This is a genomic window from Anabaena sp. TISTR 8404 (assembly GCF_056847745.1).
Map to the genome: position 1 here is coordinate 2,712,607 of NZ_CP180578.1, position 15,983 is coordinate 2,728,589.

Below are 15,983 nucleotides of genomic sequence, written 5' to 3' on the forward strand. Positions count from 1 at the left end.
TGAGGACTTACACACAAAATTTAGTGGTTCAGATTGGGTGTAATATCATGTCCGGTTAATTAGTTATGATTCCCATAATCATTGCACCCCACCTCTTAACCCCTCAGAGTTCACTCTGAGGGAAGACAAAACGTAGTTTTGGCGGGGTGAGGTTCTTCGGTTTTAGTAAGTAATCAAGCGGACATGATATAAGGGTATAAAGGTTTTGAAAACTTACACTCTACACCCTATACTTGACAATTTCAAAGCAGGTCTATTTTGTTTTTTATGAATGATTTGTTACAGCTTGATAATCATTTTTTAACTAAAAAATATGCTGTAACATATTCAGGCAATTGCCTGATATGCTGGTTAAACTCTTGCCGATTTTGAAAAATTCCTGCTAAGAAATCAAGTTGGTAAAGATTGGGTAAAAATGCTCCACCTGTATCTGCTATCACTCCCATTCGCAGATTTTTACGTCCACCTTGATTATGCTCAATTACTACTACTTTACCTAAGCCAACATTCAGGACATCTCCAGCAAAGGTCACTCCTGGTTTAATCGAAATTTTAGCTTCTATTTTGTGACCATAACCTTTAATAGCATCTACCTTTTTAAAATACCAATAACGTTTCTGGGCTGCTGCTTTTAAGCCCCGAATGTAAGACATACCATTATTTCTATCTACATTAAAAAATGCTTGAGAACCATCTGTGAAATTAATCAAGATAGTACCTTGCAAGAGGGCTTCTTCTAAGCCATCGCGGGTAAGATAAGCTAAGGGTTGAACTTTGCCAAATTCTTTACCGCCGGGTTCATAAATCCCTGATAAAACATCCTGTTTAGTATATTTCGTATAGAATTTATCTGTAAGTGAGTTACTTTTTAAGCTATAAATTGGCGTATTAAATTTAGCTGTTTTGGTGCGAGAACCTTGATGAGTAAATACTGCATATTTGGTAATGCGTAACTGTTTTTGGCTCGTGTTTTGCTTATTATAGGCATTCCATTTAATAACTCGAAAATTTTTATTGATGAAATTAGGATCTTGGAGACGAGTCGGACGATTACTCGCAATGTCTTCTTTTAAGACAATAATCATAAAATCTAAAGTTTGCAGAACATCTTCTACAGTTACTCCTTGAGTTCCTAGTATGCCTTTACGTTGAATATCTGGATCATCAGCCGCGTGGTCTTGAAAATATTTACGGGTATTAATGAGAGTAATTAATAAATCTGACTGATTGAAATTTACTTTGCTAGTTGGTAATTTAGTTGTAGATAAAATCTGATTACCATTAATACTAAATTTATAATTTTTCCACTCATCGATAACTGGATAGCCTACAGATACCGATGCTGCATATTTATCAGTAACTGGCAGTAAAACAGGTGGATTTCCACTAACATCTTGCATGGAAGCTAGAGAAATTTTCGGTTGAGATAAGGCAAAATTATCCTGACTATTTTCTGGTTGGGCTAGTGCTTGGTCTTTTGACGGAGAGTGGAAATAGCCATGCGCGAAAGTAGCAGTTAATAAGGCGGCGATACCCAAAGTAAGGCTGAGTTTTTGACTGAATGGGTTATTCATAGGTGAGAAAAAATTTCTATTAATAAATAATAGTTACACTTGCTTAATATCTGGAGGATATTAATTTGACAATGCAGAAACCGTGATTACAATAGTGGCATTATAACTTGTGGAAATTTCATCAATGCCTCACAAGGCATCATAACTCTGTGTACCTAACCAATTTCATATTGGCGTGATTAATATAACAAAATTCAGTACTTCCCATTGTCAGCCAATATAGACACTCAGTAAGAGTATAGCCATGAAACTCTTGTGCTAAATCGTTCGGAGGATTCATGAAAAATTTTCGACATTTATTCAAAAGAAAATAACCCATATTACCGTTGTTCTGTCAATACGTAACATTTGTACAAATAGCAGCAAATGATACTGTCAAAAATCGTACATGACAGTTTAATCATCAATAATCTAAAAAAAATCTAAAAAATGTTAAGTATCTCCATTAATCAACCTTTACCTAGTGTGCCGCGTTTGGTGACAGCTTTACCAGGAACTCGTGCTAAAGCAATTGTAGAACGCGATCGCGCTGTAACTTCCCCATCCTACACCCGCGACTATCCCTTAGTGGTGGCTCGCGGTCAAGGCTGTATGGTGGAAGATGTGGACGGCAATGTATTTTTAGATATGACCGCTGGTATTGCTGTCACTGCTACTGGACACGCCCACCCAGAAGTTGTCAAAGCCATCCAAGAACAGTCAGCGTGTCTGCTGCACATGTCGGGAACAGATTTTTATTATGAACCGATGGTGGAACTGGCGGAAAAATTGGCCTTTCGCGCCCCTTTTCCCGAAGGTGCTAAGGTATTTTTCTCTAACTCTGGGGCGGAGTCGAACGAAGGCGCAATTAAACTAGCTCGATATTACACCAAGCGATCGCTCATCGTTGCCTTTTTGGGTGCATTTCACGGGCGTACTTACGGCGCAATGTCTTTGACTGGTTCTAAAACAGTACAACGGGCTAACTTTGGGGCGTTAGTTCCTGGGGTAACTCACATTCCTTACGGCACACACGCTAGTTTAGATTATTTAGAAAAACAACTATTCAATACTATGCTACCGCCCCACGAAGTAGCAGCGATTTTCGTTGAGCCAATTCAAGGAGAAGGTGGTTATATTGTCCCTGAAGATGGATTTTTGCAAAGAATTCGAGATATCTGCGATCGCTACGGCATATTAATGGTAGTGGATGAAGTGCAATCAGGAATGGGACGTACAGGTCGCTTGTTTGCCATTGAACATTGGGGTGTTATGCCTGATATTATTACCACGGCTAAAGGTCTCGCCAGTGGTTTACCTCTCGGCGCAATTCTCGCCCGCCCAGAATTAATGATATGGCCGCCTGGTTCCCACGCCACCACATTTGGCGGAAATCCTGTGGCTTGTGCGGCGGGTTTGGCAACTCTGCGACTTTTAGAAAGCGGCTTGATGACCAACGCTACCCAAATGGGAGAACTGTTACAAGCTGGCTTAAATCAGTTGCATCAAAAATATCCCAGAATGTCTTTACCCAGAGGCAAAGGTTTAATGGTCGCGGTCGATTTAGTTGACGAAGCTGGCAATTATGATAGTAAACTACGCGATCGCATCATCCAAGAAGCCTTTTTACGCGGTCTGTTATTACTCGGTTGCGGTAAAGCAGCAATTCGTTTTTGTCCACCCCTAGTTATTGACAGCAACCAAATACAAACCGCCCTCGAAATTCTCTCTGACATCCTCAAAAGTGCTGAGTGCTGAGTGCTGAGTAAAAATTACACTTCTTCCCCTGCTTCACTCTGTCACCTGTATCCTGTCCCCTGTTCCCTTCTTCTATATATGAAACCCGAACTCGCTGCTTACCTTTGGGAATCACTTTGGCAAGAATACAAAGCCAGAGTCAACTATGCCCAAATTTACCACAACATGATCACTGCGGCGGGAGGAACCGTCGCCAACGACCATATCGCCTTTCGGTCTTTGCGTTTGGTAGTCGATAGTTCCCAAGGCAAAATTAACCTGGGTATCAACCACCTAGGACAAATAGCCGCAGCCTTGGGTTACCAAGTTGCAGGTGAGTATACATTTGCAACAACACATCTTTATGCGCGTCACTATCGCCATCCTCAGCAAGCAGAATTCGATTTGCCCAAACTGTTTATTAGTGAATTAATTGTTGATGAATTACCAGAAAATATTGCCCAATTAATTTATCAAACAGTCTCCACAATTCTCGATGAATTTATTTCTTCTTTTACACCTGTTTTACTAGATGCAAATAATCTTGCCAAATTAAAGCAAACTTTCACTCGCCCTTGGCAAATTCCTCTGCGGTCAGTAGTGGAAGAAGTAAACAAAATTACCCAATATGGTGCTTGGGTATTGTTACACGGTTACGCCGTCAACCACTTTACAGGCTACATTAACCGCCAAAATACTCCTGCATATCCTGATATAGATACTACTGCTCAAGCTTTGACGAACTTGGGTGTGCCGATGAAAGCCGAAATCGAAGGAGATGTTAGTTGTGGTTTACGCCAAACTGCAACCCACGCGGTAACAGAAATGGTGACAGTGCTAGATGACAACAGTCATGCAGAAATCCAGATTCCTTGGACTTACGCTTATTATGAACTTGCCCAGCGTTACCTCATAGAAATTGAACCAGGAAAATTAGCACTTTTTGATGCTTTTTTAGGGAAAAATGCCCAACAATTGTTTGAAATGACTCGACGTTAATTAGAATTCGTAATTCGTATCTTGAGGTAATTCTTTCACAGAGCGAGTGAGTTAGCGCAAAATAAGCGATCGCTGTTTCAGGAGGCACTTATTTGGGAAACATAAGCTCCTGATGGATATTCATGGTAAACGTAAGATTTAATCGAAGTATTCTGAGCAGTCAAGACTGTTTTGTAAGGAAACCGATGAACAAATTTATATTGAGCTTGCTTTCTACCCCGGTGCTGATTAGTTCTATTCTGTCTATGGCAGTGATGGTGAATCAAGCGCAAGCAGCTGAACCAGATACAAAAGCTACAGAAGACCGTTTATCTTGTATTCGCAATAAGCATAAGGTTGGTTTAGTTTGTGCTAGAGCTTCTGTATTAGCACAAATCCCCACACAGCAGGCTGAGGTGGAGTTTTCTAACGATAATGTACCGATGCTAGAGTTCAGTGACCAAGAAAGCGAGATGGCTGTCACTTTATTTGGTTGTGACTGTCCGGCTTGCATTAATTCTTTGCGTCAGATGAGTGGTGCTAAACCTTTGGTTTATTAAAATTTTTCGAGCGATCGCTTTAATTTTAGCTGTTGTAAAAAAATTTTAGGGACACAATAATCATTGTGTCCCTATTACATTCGTAATCATTAGTAACAGCCAGCCCAAGTTATCCATTTATGAGATAAGCCCATGTGCATTACTTTGCCAGTCATCTCATGTTCAGTAACAATGGCTTTTGTGAAATCAGCACCACTAATTTCTGCTTCATTAATGTTACTAGCAATCAAATTTGCTTTCTTGAGATTAGCACCAGTAAAGTCTGCACCACTCATTTCTGCTTCACTGAGATTTGCACTTAGCAAATTTGCCCGTAATAAATTCGCACCCCGCAAATCTGCACGGCTGAGGTTGCTTTTTTCTAAACTGGCTCTAATTAAGTCAGCACCTATTAAGTTGACTTCACTCAAATTTGCGCTATTGAGCGTGGCTCCACTTATGTCTGCATCAGTTAAGTTGGCTCGGCTGAGATTACATCCACTCAAGTTAGCTTGACTTAAATCAGCTCCACTAAAGTCAGCTTCCGCAAAATTCGCACCCCTTAAATCAGCACCGCAAAGATTAACTTGATGCAGATTTACGCCCATAAATTCCCTTTCTCCTGCTGCATACAAATTCAGGAGTTTGTTAGCATCCATATTTCCACCTCATCATGTCTATAGGTACGCAAGTCTAGTTGTGCATTAACACTACTCAAACCACACCACAGACTATTTTTTGAGTTGCTCGCAACTGGAATTTTATAAAAACTCGTAGTTTTATTGTGCTATGGTTTCACCTATTTGTAACCATTTCTTAAAAGAAATATACTTAACGTCCTCAACATTAAACTTCTTGCAGAAGTCGGGAACAGGGAACAGGGAACGGGGAATAGACCTAAGTTCTTCCTGTTCCCTGTTGTCTATTACCTGTTAAGTGCCTCGTGCAAAAGTTCCTTTTGCACGAGGTTTATTAAAGTTTTCAGACATCCTCTAAGCTCTACTTTATCTATGGCTTCTGAAGCAGTTAATTTGGTTATCAAAAGATTAATTCAGGTTAATAGTTAGTTATTATTATTTACATTCACGGGTAACATGAGATGATTTGATGATAATTAGTCAACATAATTTCCTCTAGAATTTCAAGCGATCGCCCAAATAAATCTTGAAGCGATCGCTCTTCGTTTTTAGCCAACAACTTGTATAAAAATAGTTAGATTTTTGGATTAATTTAACAGCAAAACGTAATTTTATTTATAAAATTAATATTAAATTTTGAATAACAATGAAACCAGTTAGATAGACATCTAATTTGATATTTTAATTTTGTGCTTGAGATGCCTGAAGTGGTTAGCTAAAGGAAAAAATCGATAAAACCTATATCTTCTATCTTCTTGGTAGCCTTTGCCCAATAATTTTACGCTATACCTAAAAAAAGCCCCCCGGTAGTTAGCCGAGGGATTCTGCAAGTCGGTAATTGTCGCACAAAGACATTCGCGAGTATCACCATACCAACTTACATTTGAAGAAATCTGCCAAAATGCCAAATCGATGTTGGATTGAAAACGAACTACTGTGGAGACAAGGAGTAGGGAGTGAGGTGTATTGGCAAATTCCTGGTTAGTGGTGGCGAACTAGAGGCAGATATTTAACAATCAACCTGCAAGCCCGATTAGAATTTAAGTAAAGAAATATTGCGTAGCTTACGGGCATGAAACGGATCGTCTTAATTGCTGGGTTTGAATCGTTTAACGCTGACTTATACAGAAAAGCGGCTTCTGTGGCTGAATATCGCTGTCCTGATTTAGACATTCGAGTGTTTAGCGATCGCGATATTACCAGTAAGCGTGCGGAAGTAGAAACAGCACTGCATGACGCTGACGTATTTTTTGGCAGCTTGTTATTTGATTATGACCAAGTTTTGTGGTTGCGCGATCGCCTGAGTCAAGTTCCCATCCGGCTTGTGTTTGAGTCAGCTTTAGAATTGATGAGTTTAACCAAGCTGGGAGAATTTGCCATTGGTGACAAACCCAAAGGAATGCCCAAACCAGTTAAATTCATCCTCGACAAATTCAGCAACGGACGCGAAGAAGATAAACTTGCAGGTTACATCAGCTTCTTAAAAATTGGCCCGAAACTCTTAAAATTCGTTCCAGTGCAGAAAGTCCAAGACTTACGCAACTGGCTAATTATCTATGGTTACTGGAATGCTGGCGGGCCAGAAAACCTCGCTTCTTTATTCTGGACACTTGCAGAAAAATATTTAGGGCTGAAAATCGGTGACATTCCTCCACCAGTCGAAACCCTCAACATGGGATTACTGCATCCCGACTATCAAGGGTTTTTTGAATCGCCTCGCCAATATTTGGAATGGTATGAGAAGAAGGGAACAGGGAACAGGGAACAGGGAACAGGGAATAAAAACAGTAATCAATCCCCAATTGTTGGAATTCTCCTTTACCGCAAACACGTCATCACCAAACAACCATACATTCCCCAATTAATTCGCCGCTTTGAAGAAGCTGGTTTAATTCCCTTACCCATCTTCATCAACGGTGTAGAAGGCCACGTAGCAGTTCGGGACTGGATGACGACCGACTACGAACAGCAACAACGGCAACTAAATAATATTGAAACGCCTTCCCTTTCCCAAGATGCAGTTAAAGTTGATGCCATAGTTTCCACCATTGGCTTTCCTTTAGTAGGTGGCCCGGCTGGTTCAATGGAAGCAGGAAGGCAAGTAGAAGTAGCAAAGCGCATCCTGACTGCTAAAAATGTCCCTTACATTGTCGCCGCACCATTATTAATTCAAGATATCCATTCTTGGACACGTCAAGGTGTCGGCGGCTTACAAAGTGTAGTTTTATATGCTTTGCCAGAACTCGACGGGGCAATTGATACCGTTCCCCTTGGTGGTTTGGTAGGCGAAAATATTTATCTCGTACCTGAACGGGTACAACGATTAATTGGTAGAGTTAAAAGCTGGATTGCTTTACGGCAAAAATCTGCATCAGAACGTAAAATCGCCATTATTTTATATGGTTTCCCTCCTGGTTACGGTGCTGTTGGCACAGCTGCCTTGTTGAATGTGCCTCGCAGTCTCATCAAGTTGCTTCATGCACTTAAAGACCAAGGTTATAACGTTGGCGACATACCAGAAGATGGGGAAGAATTAATTCGCCAAGTGAAAGCAGCCGATGAAGAAATGGAAAGATGGGAAATGAATAAACCTTTCCCAGATTCCGCTATTACTGTTAATGCCAGAAAATTAGAAAAATGGTTGGGCTATCTCCGCACATCTCGCGTTGAAAAACAATGGAAATCTTTAACAGGAAGCGGGATTAAAACTTATGGGGATGAATTGCATATTGGAGGTGTGCAGTTAGGGAATGTGTGGATAGGTGTCCAACCACCGTTAGGTATTCAAGGCGACCCAATGCGGTTAATGTTTGAACGCGATTTAACGCCGCATCCGCAATACGCAGCTTTTTATAAATGGTTGCAAAACGAGTTGCAAGCTGATGCTGTGGTTCACTTTGGAATGCACGGTACAGTTGAATGGTTACCTGGTTCGCCTTTAGGAAATACGGGTTATTCTTGGTCGGATATTTTGTTAGGTGATTTGCCTAATCTATATATATATGCGGCGAATAATCCTTCGGAGTCAATTTTGGCGAAGCGTCGTGGTTATGGGGTGTTAATTTCGCACAATGTACCACCTTATGGTCGTGCAGGTTTGTATAAAGAATTGGTAGCGTTGCGCGATTTAATTGCGGAGTATCGAGAAGACCCGAAAAAGAATTATGTACTGAAGGAAGGGATTTGTAAAAAGATTGTTGATACGGGTTTAGATGTTGATTGTCCGTTTGAGGATGCGAAAAAGTTGGGCATTCCTTTTACGCCAGAAAATATCAGAATGTTTAGCGCTCATGCTTTTGATGATTATCTGGTGAAGTTGTATGAATATCTACAAATTTTAGAAAATAGATTGTTTTCTTCTGGGTTACATACATTAGGTGAACCGCCAAACGAAGAAGAGATGACGGCATATTTAGAAGCTTATTTCGGTGAATCACAAAGACAGGGCGAAGAGAAAGAAATTAGAGATTTATTAATGCAAACCACAGATGAGTTAATAAATCTGTTGCGTGGATTAAATGGGGAGTATATTCCGCCTGCGCCTGGTGGTGATTTGTTGCGTGATGGTGCTGGAGTTTTGCCAACGGGGAGAAATATTCATGCGTTAGATCCTTATAGAATGCCTTCACCTGCGGCGTATGAGAGAGGTAGGGAAATTGCCCAGAAAATTATTGCCCAACATTTACAAGAACATGGGAAATATCCTGAAACTGTGGCGGTGTTGTTGTGGGGTTTAGATGCGATTAAAACTAAGGGTGAGTCGTTAGGAATTCTGCTGGAATTAGTTGGTGCGGAACCTGTGAAGGAAGGAACTGGCCGAATTGTCCGTTATGAATTAAAACCATTGGCTGAGGTGGGACATCCGCGTATTGATGTGTTGGGTAATTTGTCGGGAATTTTCCGAGATAGTTTTGTAAATATCATCGAATTGTTGGATGATTTGTTTTTACGCGCGGCTGAGGCGGATGAACCAGAAGAACAGAATTTTATTAGGAAACACGCTTTGGCTTTAAAGGCACAAGGTGTAGAAAATACTTCAGCAAGATTATTTTCTAACCCTGCGGGTGATTTTGGTTCTTTGGTAAATGATCAGGTTGTCGATGGTAACTGGGAATCTGGGGAAGAGTTAGGTAATACTTGGCAAAGCCGCAATGTGTTTAGCTACGGGAGACAAGATAAAGGCCAAGCTAGACCAGAGGTGTTGAATCAGTTGTTGAAAACGAGCGATCGCATTGTCCAAGAAATCGATTCGGTAGAATATGGTTTAACCGATATTCAGGAATATTACGCCAACACTGGCGGTTTGAAAAAAGCAGCCGAAAAACAACGCGGTAAAAAAGTAACTACCAGCTTTGTCGAAAGTTTCTCGAAAGACACCACCCCCCGCAATTTAGATGATTTGCTGCGGATGGAGTACCGCACAAAATTGCTAAATCCTAAATGGGCGCAAGCGATGGCAAATCAAGGTTCTGGCGGTGCATTTGAAATTTCTCAACGGATGACAGCCTTAATTGGGTGGGGTGGTACTGCCGATTTTAAAGATGATTGGGTATATGACCAAGCTGCTGATACCTACGCTTTAGACCCAGAAATGGCAGAGAAATTACGCAAAGCCAACCCCGAAGCTTTCCGCAATATTGTTAGCAGAATGTTAGAAGCGCATGGACGTGGTTTATGGCAAGCTGATCAAGATAAATTAGATAAATTGCGTCAGTTATATGAGTTGACTGATGAACAATTGGAGGGCGTAACAGTTTAGAAAATAGGGGATAAGAATGAAGTTTCTGATTACTATTTGGCAAGACGAAGATGGAGTATTTATTGATGAATGTCCATCAATTCCTGGCTGTATAAGTCAAGGTAATACTGAACAAGAAGTTGAAAAAAATATCCAAGAAGCAATCAAAGAGTGTTTAGAGGTAAGGGCTGAAAACGGAATGCCCATGTCATAGATTTGTCTATATCAAGTGTCAAGCATCCAGCACGCCTTCCTCGCGTATGCCAAGTGAGCCACCATAACTAACTTATCAGCGTTTTATATGCAAAACTCTTTCACTGCTGTATTTGAAAAGATAGATGACTGGTATATTGGCTATGTACAAGAATTACCAGGAGCAAATGTCCAGGAGAAAACGTTAGAAGAAGCCAGAGAAAGTTTACGTGAAGCTGTTGAACTTATCCTGACTTCTAATCGAGAACTTGCAGAGAGACAACTTGCACACAAAAATGTTATTCGTGAAAATATTACAGTTCAAATTTAGTGAAAAGACGTGAATTAATTCGACATTTAGAAGATCACGGTTGTCTGTTTCTTCGAGAAGGTGGCAAGCACACAATTTACTATAATCCAGTAAATAATAGGACATCAGCAATTCCCAGACATACTGAGATTGTTGAGATTCTTGCTGTCAAAATTTGTAAAGATTTGGAGATTCCGTCTCCTTAAGAAATATAGACAGTTCCTTATAACTGCTAGAGAATGATGAGCTTGAGAATTTCTCCGCGTAACTTTGCGTTTACCTCAGCGATACTCCGCGTTAAAAAGCTTAACCCTCTAATAACTGCCGTGCAAACTCAATCGCTGCATCTGCTGTCGTAATTTTACCCTCAGCTTGAGCGATCGCAATCTCTGTCAGTAGCTCGCCTACGACTGGCGACGCGGGAATATTTAATGCTACCATTAAGTCTTTACCACTTACTAGTTGAGTGGGATGAGCGACCAGATCATCAGGGTTAAGGTAGCGGCCGATCAAAGGTGAGTAAACCAATAATGATTTGTCGCCTGACATCGCCTCTACCAAAGTATCGTGTGCTACAGCCAATACTGCTACGGCAGGAAATACATTACCTGCTTCTTGGAACAAAAAATATTGTTCTCGGATAGATTTGTTGGTAGATTTTAGCTGCGGGAACAGCTTCAAAGCAGTAATAACAGCACGAATTTCGGCACGGCTATAAGTGAGTTCTTGGAGTTCTAATTCTGCAACTTCGGGATGAGTATCTACAAGACAAGCGAGTTTGGCTATACCTAACCAAGTGGTTTTGATAGTGTCGCGCAGGTATTGTTGCAGTTCTTGTCCTAGTTGCTGCCAATTTTGTGCAAGGATGGCGGCGGCTTTGTCAACGGCTGCGAGTTTATCAAAGCTTGCGGCTGTAGCATTTTTGCAGAAATAAGCAAGTAAGCCATCTTTCCCAGCACTAGCTAACCAAGGCGTACCTTGGGGACTGGCTAAAAGATAGCCAATTTCTGTGCGGACTCGTTCTGCGGCGACGGTGCTGATGTGTGACGCTAAAGTCCGAATTGTGGCTTGGGTAGTTGGTTCAATGGTAAAACTTAGTTGGGCGGCTTGGCGATAAGCCCGCATTAATCGCAAAGGATCATCTTCGAGGTTGGCTGGTGATACCATGCGTAACAGACCTTGTTGTAAGTCAGCACAACCTTGCAATGGGTCGATGATTTCTTGGGTGTGAGGATTATAGGCGATCGCATTAATTGTAAAATCACGTCTATGCAAGTCAGTTTCTAAACTATCACCTTCTTGTTGGGCAAAGTCCGCCGTTGCTTGGGAAAATACGACACGGGCAATTTTGCGTTCTGCGTCGAGTAAGACAAAGCCAGCTTGATAATGTTTAGCGATCGCTCTGGCTACCTGCACTGCATCAGATGGTATCACAAAGTCAAGATCCCAATATTCGCGAGTTCTGCCTAAAATCGCATCACGCACTGCACCACCCACCATGTAAGCTGGTTGTGGCAACCATTCCAAGCTAAAAGGCCAATTTTGGGGCGCGAGAATTGAATGAACAGAACTTTGCATTGTAATAAAAATCAACCCGACAACTAGTGAAGAAAACCTTTGCTTACGTTAGATTAGCAATAAAGCTTCCTGGAGTTGGTTATATTATGTGTATTTGCGTAAACTGCCACTACGTAGACCGTTGTGTAACCTATCATGCCGTAGAAACCCAACACCAACAGCCTCATTTAACAGAGAATCCGACTTTTGACCCAAATGAACCTTCCATTAATGTCAACATCCGCACCAAAGAGGATGTTATTGAAATGGAATGGGATGTTGTTGGTTGTCTTAGCTTTAAGCAAGAAATAGGTAAATGGTCGAAATTGCGTCCAGGTGAACTAGTACCGACGTGATGAAGATGATAGGTAAATTTCCAGCGACTACTGCTATTTATTGTAGTAGTCGTATATTTTTATGATTTTATGATTGAATAAATATCACGCCAACTCTAGGAAAATCCATATAATTACTCGCTTTGATCACGGAATTAACAACACTACCAGCCCAAACATACGCTTTATCACTACATACAACCACGCCAGAATTAGGCTTGGCTATTAGTAACTTTGCTGGCGAAACTCGCTCAAATGTCTGGAATTTAGGGCGTGATTTATCTAGTTATGTACATCAATATTTAATTGATTTTATCAAACCACAAACTTGGGCAGATTTGGCATTTATTGCCGTTGCTAAAGGGCCAGGTGGTTTTACAGGTACTCGTATTGGTGTTGTCGCCGCCCGTACTTTAGGGCAACAATTAAATATTCCGGTGTTTGCTATTTCTACTTTAGCGGCGGTAGCTTGGTCACACAAAAATGACAATCAAAAAACAATTGCCGTAGAAATGCCAGCACAACGCGGAAAAGTTTTTGGTGCTATTTATCAGGTTAATTCAGATGCTTCAGGAATCACAACCTTATTTCCTGATACAGCACTAACACCCGAAGCTTGGCAAGAAACTTTAGCTAACTGCAATACTGAGTATCAACTAATTCAAGCACAATCTGGGTTAGCAGCAACCGTAACAAATATTTTGGAACTTTCGTATTTAGAATGGCGACAAAGAAAACGTCCTGAATGGTCAGAGGCTTTACCTTATTATGGCCAACATCCAGTAGAAATTTAAACTCTACTGGCATTTCTCCACATTATAGTTATACTGCTGTCATCACCATGCAAAATTTGTAAGGTAGAAGTAAAACAATTATAAATAGAAATGTATAAATAAATATTTATTAAGGAGTATTGGTGTGTTAAGCAATAAATTATTTCAATTTTTAACAGTAGGAACAATTACACTGATTGCTACTGGTGGTAGCTTGAGTTTGACAAAGTTGTTGCACAAAGATGTTCTTAACAATACTTTACTATTGTCTCAATCAGTAGGTAAGAAATCACCAGCAGTAAATTTACAAGATGTTGCTTTAAATACCACTAAAGAAACTATACCGAAAGAATTTCAGGGGCAAACTATTTATCAAGCAAAATTACCAATAACAGAGAAAGTTATTGCCCTGACTTTCGATGATGGCCCAGGGCCAAAAAATACCACACAAGTCTTAGAAATTTTAAAGAAAAATCATATCAAAGCTACATTTTTTCTAGTAGGAGAAATGGTAAGTTTCCATCCTCAAATTGTTAAACAAATTGCAGATGAAGGTCATGTTTTAGGTAACCACACATGGCATCATTGGTATCGGCGTATGAATGTAGCTACAGCCGCTAGTGAAATTAATCGTACAGCAGACATCATCTATAAAACTACAGGAGTTAAAACTATATTATTTCGTCCCCCTGGTGGTTTTCTACACAATGGCTTAGTTGATTATGCAAAAGAGCAAAAGTATGCGATTATGATGTGGTCAGATGAATCAGAAGATACGCAACGTCGCTTACAACCTGCAAATCTGATTAAGAATGTAGAAAGAAGTGCAAAACCTGGTGGAATTGTCTTGATGCACGATGGTGGTGGTAATCGTTCTCGAACTGTGAAAGCATTACCGCAAATTATTGCAGATTTAAAAACTAAGGGATATAAGTTTGTAACTATACCTGAATTGCTAGAATTACAAACTCAAGCCAAAGATGTAGTAACGGCAGAATCATCTGTAGTTACCAAAGATGAGCATCCTAATCATCAATTACATAATCAATGAGGCTCTATATACTAAATTCAATGTAATACACAATACTATTTATTAATATTTTGTTGTGTAGTATACACAAAATTAGTATGATTTTGGCGCACTTTTAGGTTAACAATTGGATTATCCAAAATCTAAAATCTTAAATCAATGCTGCCTCCATCTTTCCAACCAATTTCCCAGCGTCCAACGTTAAAATTACCACATAACGCCAGAGTTGCCGTATGGGTAGTAATGAACGTAGAACACTTTACCTTTGGCAAACTTGGAACAGCAATTCAACCGCATTTGAATAGTTATCCAGAAATTGCTAATTATGGCTGGCGAGATTATGGTAATCGTGTGGGAATTTGGCGATTATTAGAATTATTTGCCAAGTTAGAAATACCTGTTACCGCAGCAGTTAACGGCGAAATTTGCACACTTTATCCAGAAATTATGACTGCTATGCAGCAACATAATTGGGAAATTATGGCGCATGGTATTAATAATTCTACTGGTCATAGTGGCATGGATAGAGAAACAGAAACTACGATAATTAAACAAACTCTAGATCTATTACAAAGAACTACAGGTAAACTCCCTCAAGGCTGGTTAACTCCGGGTTTTTCCATTACAGAATCGACATTTGAATTGTTACACGCAGCAGGTATTGTTTACACTGCGGACTGGGTAAATGATGACCAACCTTATTGGTATCCTTTGCCTAATGGTCGCTTATTAGCAATTCCTTACACTATCGAAGCCAACGATATTAGCTTATGCTTAAGTAACCGTTTTTCGGGTGCTGATTTTGCTCAAGCAATTATCGACCAATTTGAGCAATTATGGCAGGATGGAGAATCACAGGGACGGGTAATGGCAATTGGGTTGCATCCGTTTATTGTGGGACAGCCGCTAAGATTGAAGTATTTAAAACAGTGTTTATTGCATATTAAAAATAAATCTGAAACTTGGTTAACTACTGGGGAAGGAATTTATGAATATTTCACAAACCCAAATTATAAAAATACCTGTAATTGATGCTAATGCCGAAAATGTTAAACCATACGGGCATTTATTAGGAGATGATGTGAGTAAACCTGGACTCGGCATTCCCTTTTATCAAGGTAGAGTATTAGAAGGCGAAAATATTGATTTTACCTATCGGGGAACGGCAACTTTGAGAACTGCGAAAATTATGCCAGGATATCCCCCGATTATATGGTTAGAACGTCATATGCACATGACGCAAATGTTTATCGGTTTGGGTCAAGCTCCGTTTATTATGGTGATGGCTCCACCAAATCATGAGAATGGGGAAGATTTGCCTAATTTAAATGAAGTAAAAGCGTTACGCTTCCCGGCTGGACAAGGACTGTTGTTGCATCTTGGCACTTGGCATGATTTTCCCATAGCTTGCGATCGCCCGGTAGTTATCCTCACCGCCAATTCTGATGAAGTTGTCACCGCGTTGAGTCAAATGCAAGCACCTGGTGAAATGAACCAAGGCGATGTTTACAAAATTTCATTACCAAAAAGATTGAATTGTGAATTACACTTAGATATTTAATCAAACGCAAAGAAACCTCCGCGATACTCTGCGCTTTCCTCC

At 40.3% G+C, this 15,983-nt stretch carries 15 protein-coding genes; 12 read left to right on the forward strand and 3 right to left on the reverse strand.

Annotated elements, in window-relative coordinates; all coding sequences use genetic code 11:
• Nucleotides 1-293: 293 nt before the first annotated feature.
• Nucleotides 294-1,574 carry a hypothetical protein gene (locus ACMX3D_RS11715; protein ID WP_482751583.1) on the reverse strand — a complete coding sequence of 427 codons (1,281 nt, stop codon included), beginning with the start codon at nucleotides 1,572-1,574 and terminating at the stop codon, nucleotides 294-296.
• 429 nt (nucleotides 1,575-2,003) lie between these two features.
• Between ACMX3D_RS11715 and ACMX3D_RS11720 the strand changes: the two genes are divergently transcribed.
• The 3 genes from ACMX3D_RS11720 to ACMX3D_RS11730 all read left to right on the forward strand — a co-directional run bounded on the left by ACMX3D_RS11720 (nucleotide 2,004) and on the right by ACMX3D_RS11730 (nucleotide 4,828).
• A complete protein-coding gene (locus tag ACMX3D_RS11720) occupies nucleotides 2,004-3,311 on the forward strand; it encodes an acetyl ornithine aminotransferase family protein (RefSeq protein ID WP_482751584.1) in 1,308 nt (435 codons plus the stop codon).
• A gap of 78 nt (nucleotides 3,312-3,389) precedes the next feature.
• The gene (locus ACMX3D_RS11725) at nucleotides 3,390-4,289 is read left to right on the forward strand and encodes a 2-oxoadipate dioxygenase/decarboxylase family protein (RefSeq protein WP_482751585.1); all 900 of its coding nucleotides are present in this window, start codon (nucleotides 3,390-3,392) and stop codon (nucleotides 4,287-4,289) included.
• Nucleotides 4,290-4,474: 185 nt separating this feature from the next.
• Nucleotides 4,475-4,828, forward strand: coding sequence for a hypothetical protein (locus tag ACMX3D_RS11730; RefSeq protein ID WP_482751586.1), 354 nt, complete (start codon nucleotides 4,475-4,477; stop codon nucleotides 4,826-4,828).
• Between the two features lie 89 nt (nucleotides 4,829-4,917).
• Here ACMX3D_RS11730 and ACMX3D_RS11735 read toward each other — a convergent pair whose 3' ends face one another.
• Nucleotides 4,918-5,466: a pentapeptide repeat-containing protein gene (locus ACMX3D_RS11735; RefSeq protein WP_482751587.1), complete on the reverse strand. Its 549-nt coding sequence runs from the start codon at nucleotides 5,464-5,466 to the stop codon at nucleotides 4,918-4,920.
• A 1,051-nt stretch (nucleotides 5,467-6,517) separates the two neighbouring features.
• Here ACMX3D_RS11735 and bchH point away from each other — a divergent pair.
• The 4 genes from bchH to ACMX3D_RS11755 all read left to right on the forward strand — a co-directional run bounded on the left by bchH (nucleotide 6,518) and on the right by ACMX3D_RS11755 (nucleotide 10,891).
• On the forward strand, nucleotides 6,518-10,204 hold the full coding sequence (gene bchH, locus ACMX3D_RS11740) for a magnesium chelatase subunit H (protein ID WP_482751588.1): 3,687 nt from the start codon (nucleotides 6,518-6,520) through the stop codon (nucleotides 10,202-10,204).
• 16 nt (nucleotides 10,205-10,220) lie between these two features.
• On the forward strand, nucleotides 10,221-10,397 hold the full coding sequence (locus ACMX3D_RS11745; protein WP_482751589.1) for a type II toxin-antitoxin system HicB family antitoxin: 177 nt from the start codon (nucleotides 10,221-10,223) through the stop codon (nucleotides 10,395-10,397).
• Between the two features lie 87 nt (nucleotides 10,398-10,484).
• Complete coding sequence (locus tag ACMX3D_RS11750; protein ID WP_482751590.1) at nucleotides 10,485-10,706, forward strand: type II toxin-antitoxin system HicB family antitoxin; 222 nt, start codon at nucleotides 10,485-10,487, stop codon at nucleotides 10,704-10,706.
• Nucleotides 10,706-10,891, forward strand: coding sequence for a type II toxin-antitoxin system HicA family toxin (locus ACMX3D_RS11755; protein WP_482751591.1), 186 nt, complete (start codon nucleotides 10,706-10,708; stop codon nucleotides 10,889-10,891). The genes ACMX3D_RS11750 and ACMX3D_RS11755 overlap by 1 nt, the downstream gene beginning before the upstream one ends.
• Nucleotides 10,892-10,991: 100 nt before the next feature.
• Here ACMX3D_RS11755 and ACMX3D_RS11760 read toward each other — a convergent pair whose 3' ends face one another.
• Nucleotides 10,992-12,263 carry a tRNA nucleotidyltransferase/poly(A) polymerase-related protein gene (locus tag ACMX3D_RS11760; protein WP_482751592.1) on the reverse strand — a complete coding sequence of 424 codons (1,272 nt, stop codon included), beginning with the start codon at nucleotides 12,261-12,263 and terminating at the stop codon, nucleotides 10,992-10,994.
• Between the two features lie 86 nt (nucleotides 12,264-12,349).
• On the opposite strand from ACMX3D_RS11760, the gene ACMX3D_RS11765 reads away from it, so the two are divergent.
• The 5 genes from ACMX3D_RS11765 to ACMX3D_RS11785 all read left to right on the forward strand — a co-directional run bounded on the left by ACMX3D_RS11765 (nucleotide 12,350) and on the right by ACMX3D_RS11785 (nucleotide 15,941).
• The gene (locus ACMX3D_RS11765) at nucleotides 12,350-12,598 is read left to right on the forward strand and encodes a Ycf34 family protein (protein WP_482751593.1); all 249 of its coding nucleotides are present in this window, start codon (nucleotides 12,350-12,352) and stop codon (nucleotides 12,596-12,598) included.
• Between the two features lie 122 nt (nucleotides 12,599-12,720).
• Nucleotides 12,721-13,371, forward strand: coding sequence for a tRNA (adenosine(37)-N6)-threonylcarbamoyltransferase complex dimerization subunit type 1 TsaB (tsaB, locus tag ACMX3D_RS11770; protein ID WP_482751594.1), 651 nt, complete (start codon nucleotides 12,721-12,723; stop codon nucleotides 13,369-13,371).
• 124 nt (nucleotides 13,372-13,495) lie between these two features.
• Nucleotides 13,496-14,401: a polysaccharide deacetylase family protein gene (locus ACMX3D_RS11775; RefSeq protein ID WP_482751595.1), complete on the forward strand. Its 906-nt coding sequence runs from the start codon at nucleotides 13,496-13,498 to the stop codon at nucleotides 14,399-14,401.
• A gap of 138 nt (nucleotides 14,402-14,539) precedes the next feature.
• Entirely contained in the window at nucleotides 14,540-15,412 is an 873-nt protein-coding gene (locus tag ACMX3D_RS11780; RefSeq protein ID WP_482751596.1) for a polysaccharide deacetylase family protein, read from the forward strand.
• Nucleotides 15,369-15,941, forward strand: coding sequence for an ureidoglycolate lyase (locus tag ACMX3D_RS11785; RefSeq protein WP_482751597.1), 573 nt, complete (start codon nucleotides 15,369-15,371; stop codon nucleotides 15,939-15,941). The genes ACMX3D_RS11780 and ACMX3D_RS11785 overlap by 44 nt, the downstream gene beginning before the upstream one ends.
• Nucleotides 15,942-15,983 lie beyond the last annotated feature (42 nt).

What these genes read in the sequence shown, in the direction of transcription:
- ACMX3D_RS11715 (WP_482751583.1), bottom strand. Translation starts at nt 1,574, where the DNA reads ATGAATAACCCATTCAGTCAAAAACTCAGCCTTACTTTGGGTATCGCC.
- ACMX3D_RS11720 (WP_482751584.1), top strand. Translation starts at nt 2,004, where the DNA reads ATGTTAAGTATCTCCATTAATCAACCTTTACCTAGTGTGCCGCGTTTG.
- ACMX3D_RS11725 (WP_482751585.1), top strand. Translation starts at nt 3,390, where the DNA reads ATGAAACCCGAACTCGCTGCTTACCTTTGGGAATCACTTTGGCAAGAA.
- ACMX3D_RS11730 (WP_482751586.1), top strand. Translation starts at nt 4,475, where the DNA reads ATGAACAAATTTATATTGAGCTTGCTTTCTACCCCGGTGCTGATTAGT.
- ACMX3D_RS11735 (WP_482751587.1), bottom strand. Translation starts at nt 5,466, where the DNA reads ATGGATGCTAACAAACTCCTGAATTTGTATGCAGCAGGAGAAAGGGAA.
- bchH (WP_482751588.1), top strand. Translation starts at nt 6,518, where the DNA reads ATGAAACGGATCGTCTTAATTGCTGGGTTTGAATCGTTTAACGCTGAC.
- ACMX3D_RS11745 (WP_482751589.1), top strand. Translation starts at nt 10,221, where the DNA reads ATGAAGTTTCTGATTACTATTTGGCAAGACGAAGATGGAGTATTTATT.
- ACMX3D_RS11750 (WP_482751590.1), top strand. Translation starts at nt 10,485, where the DNA reads ATGCAAAACTCTTTCACTGCTGTATTTGAAAAGATAGATGACTGGTAT.
- ACMX3D_RS11760 (WP_482751592.1), bottom strand. Translation starts at nt 12,263, where the DNA reads ATGCAAAGTTCTGTTCATTCAATTCTCGCGCCCCAAAATTGGCCTTTT.
- ACMX3D_RS11765 (WP_482751593.1), top strand. Translation starts at nt 12,350, where the DNA reads ATGTGTATTTGCGTAAACTGCCACTACGTAGACCGTTGTGTAACCTAT.
- ACMX3D_RS11780 (WP_482751596.1), top strand. Translation starts at nt 14,540, where the DNA reads ATGCTGCCTCCATCTTTCCAACCAATTTCCCAGCGTCCAACGTTAAAA.
- ACMX3D_RS11785 (WP_482751597.1), top strand. Translation starts at nt 15,369, where the DNA reads ATGAATATTTCACAAACCCAAATTATAAAAATACCTGTAATTGATGCT.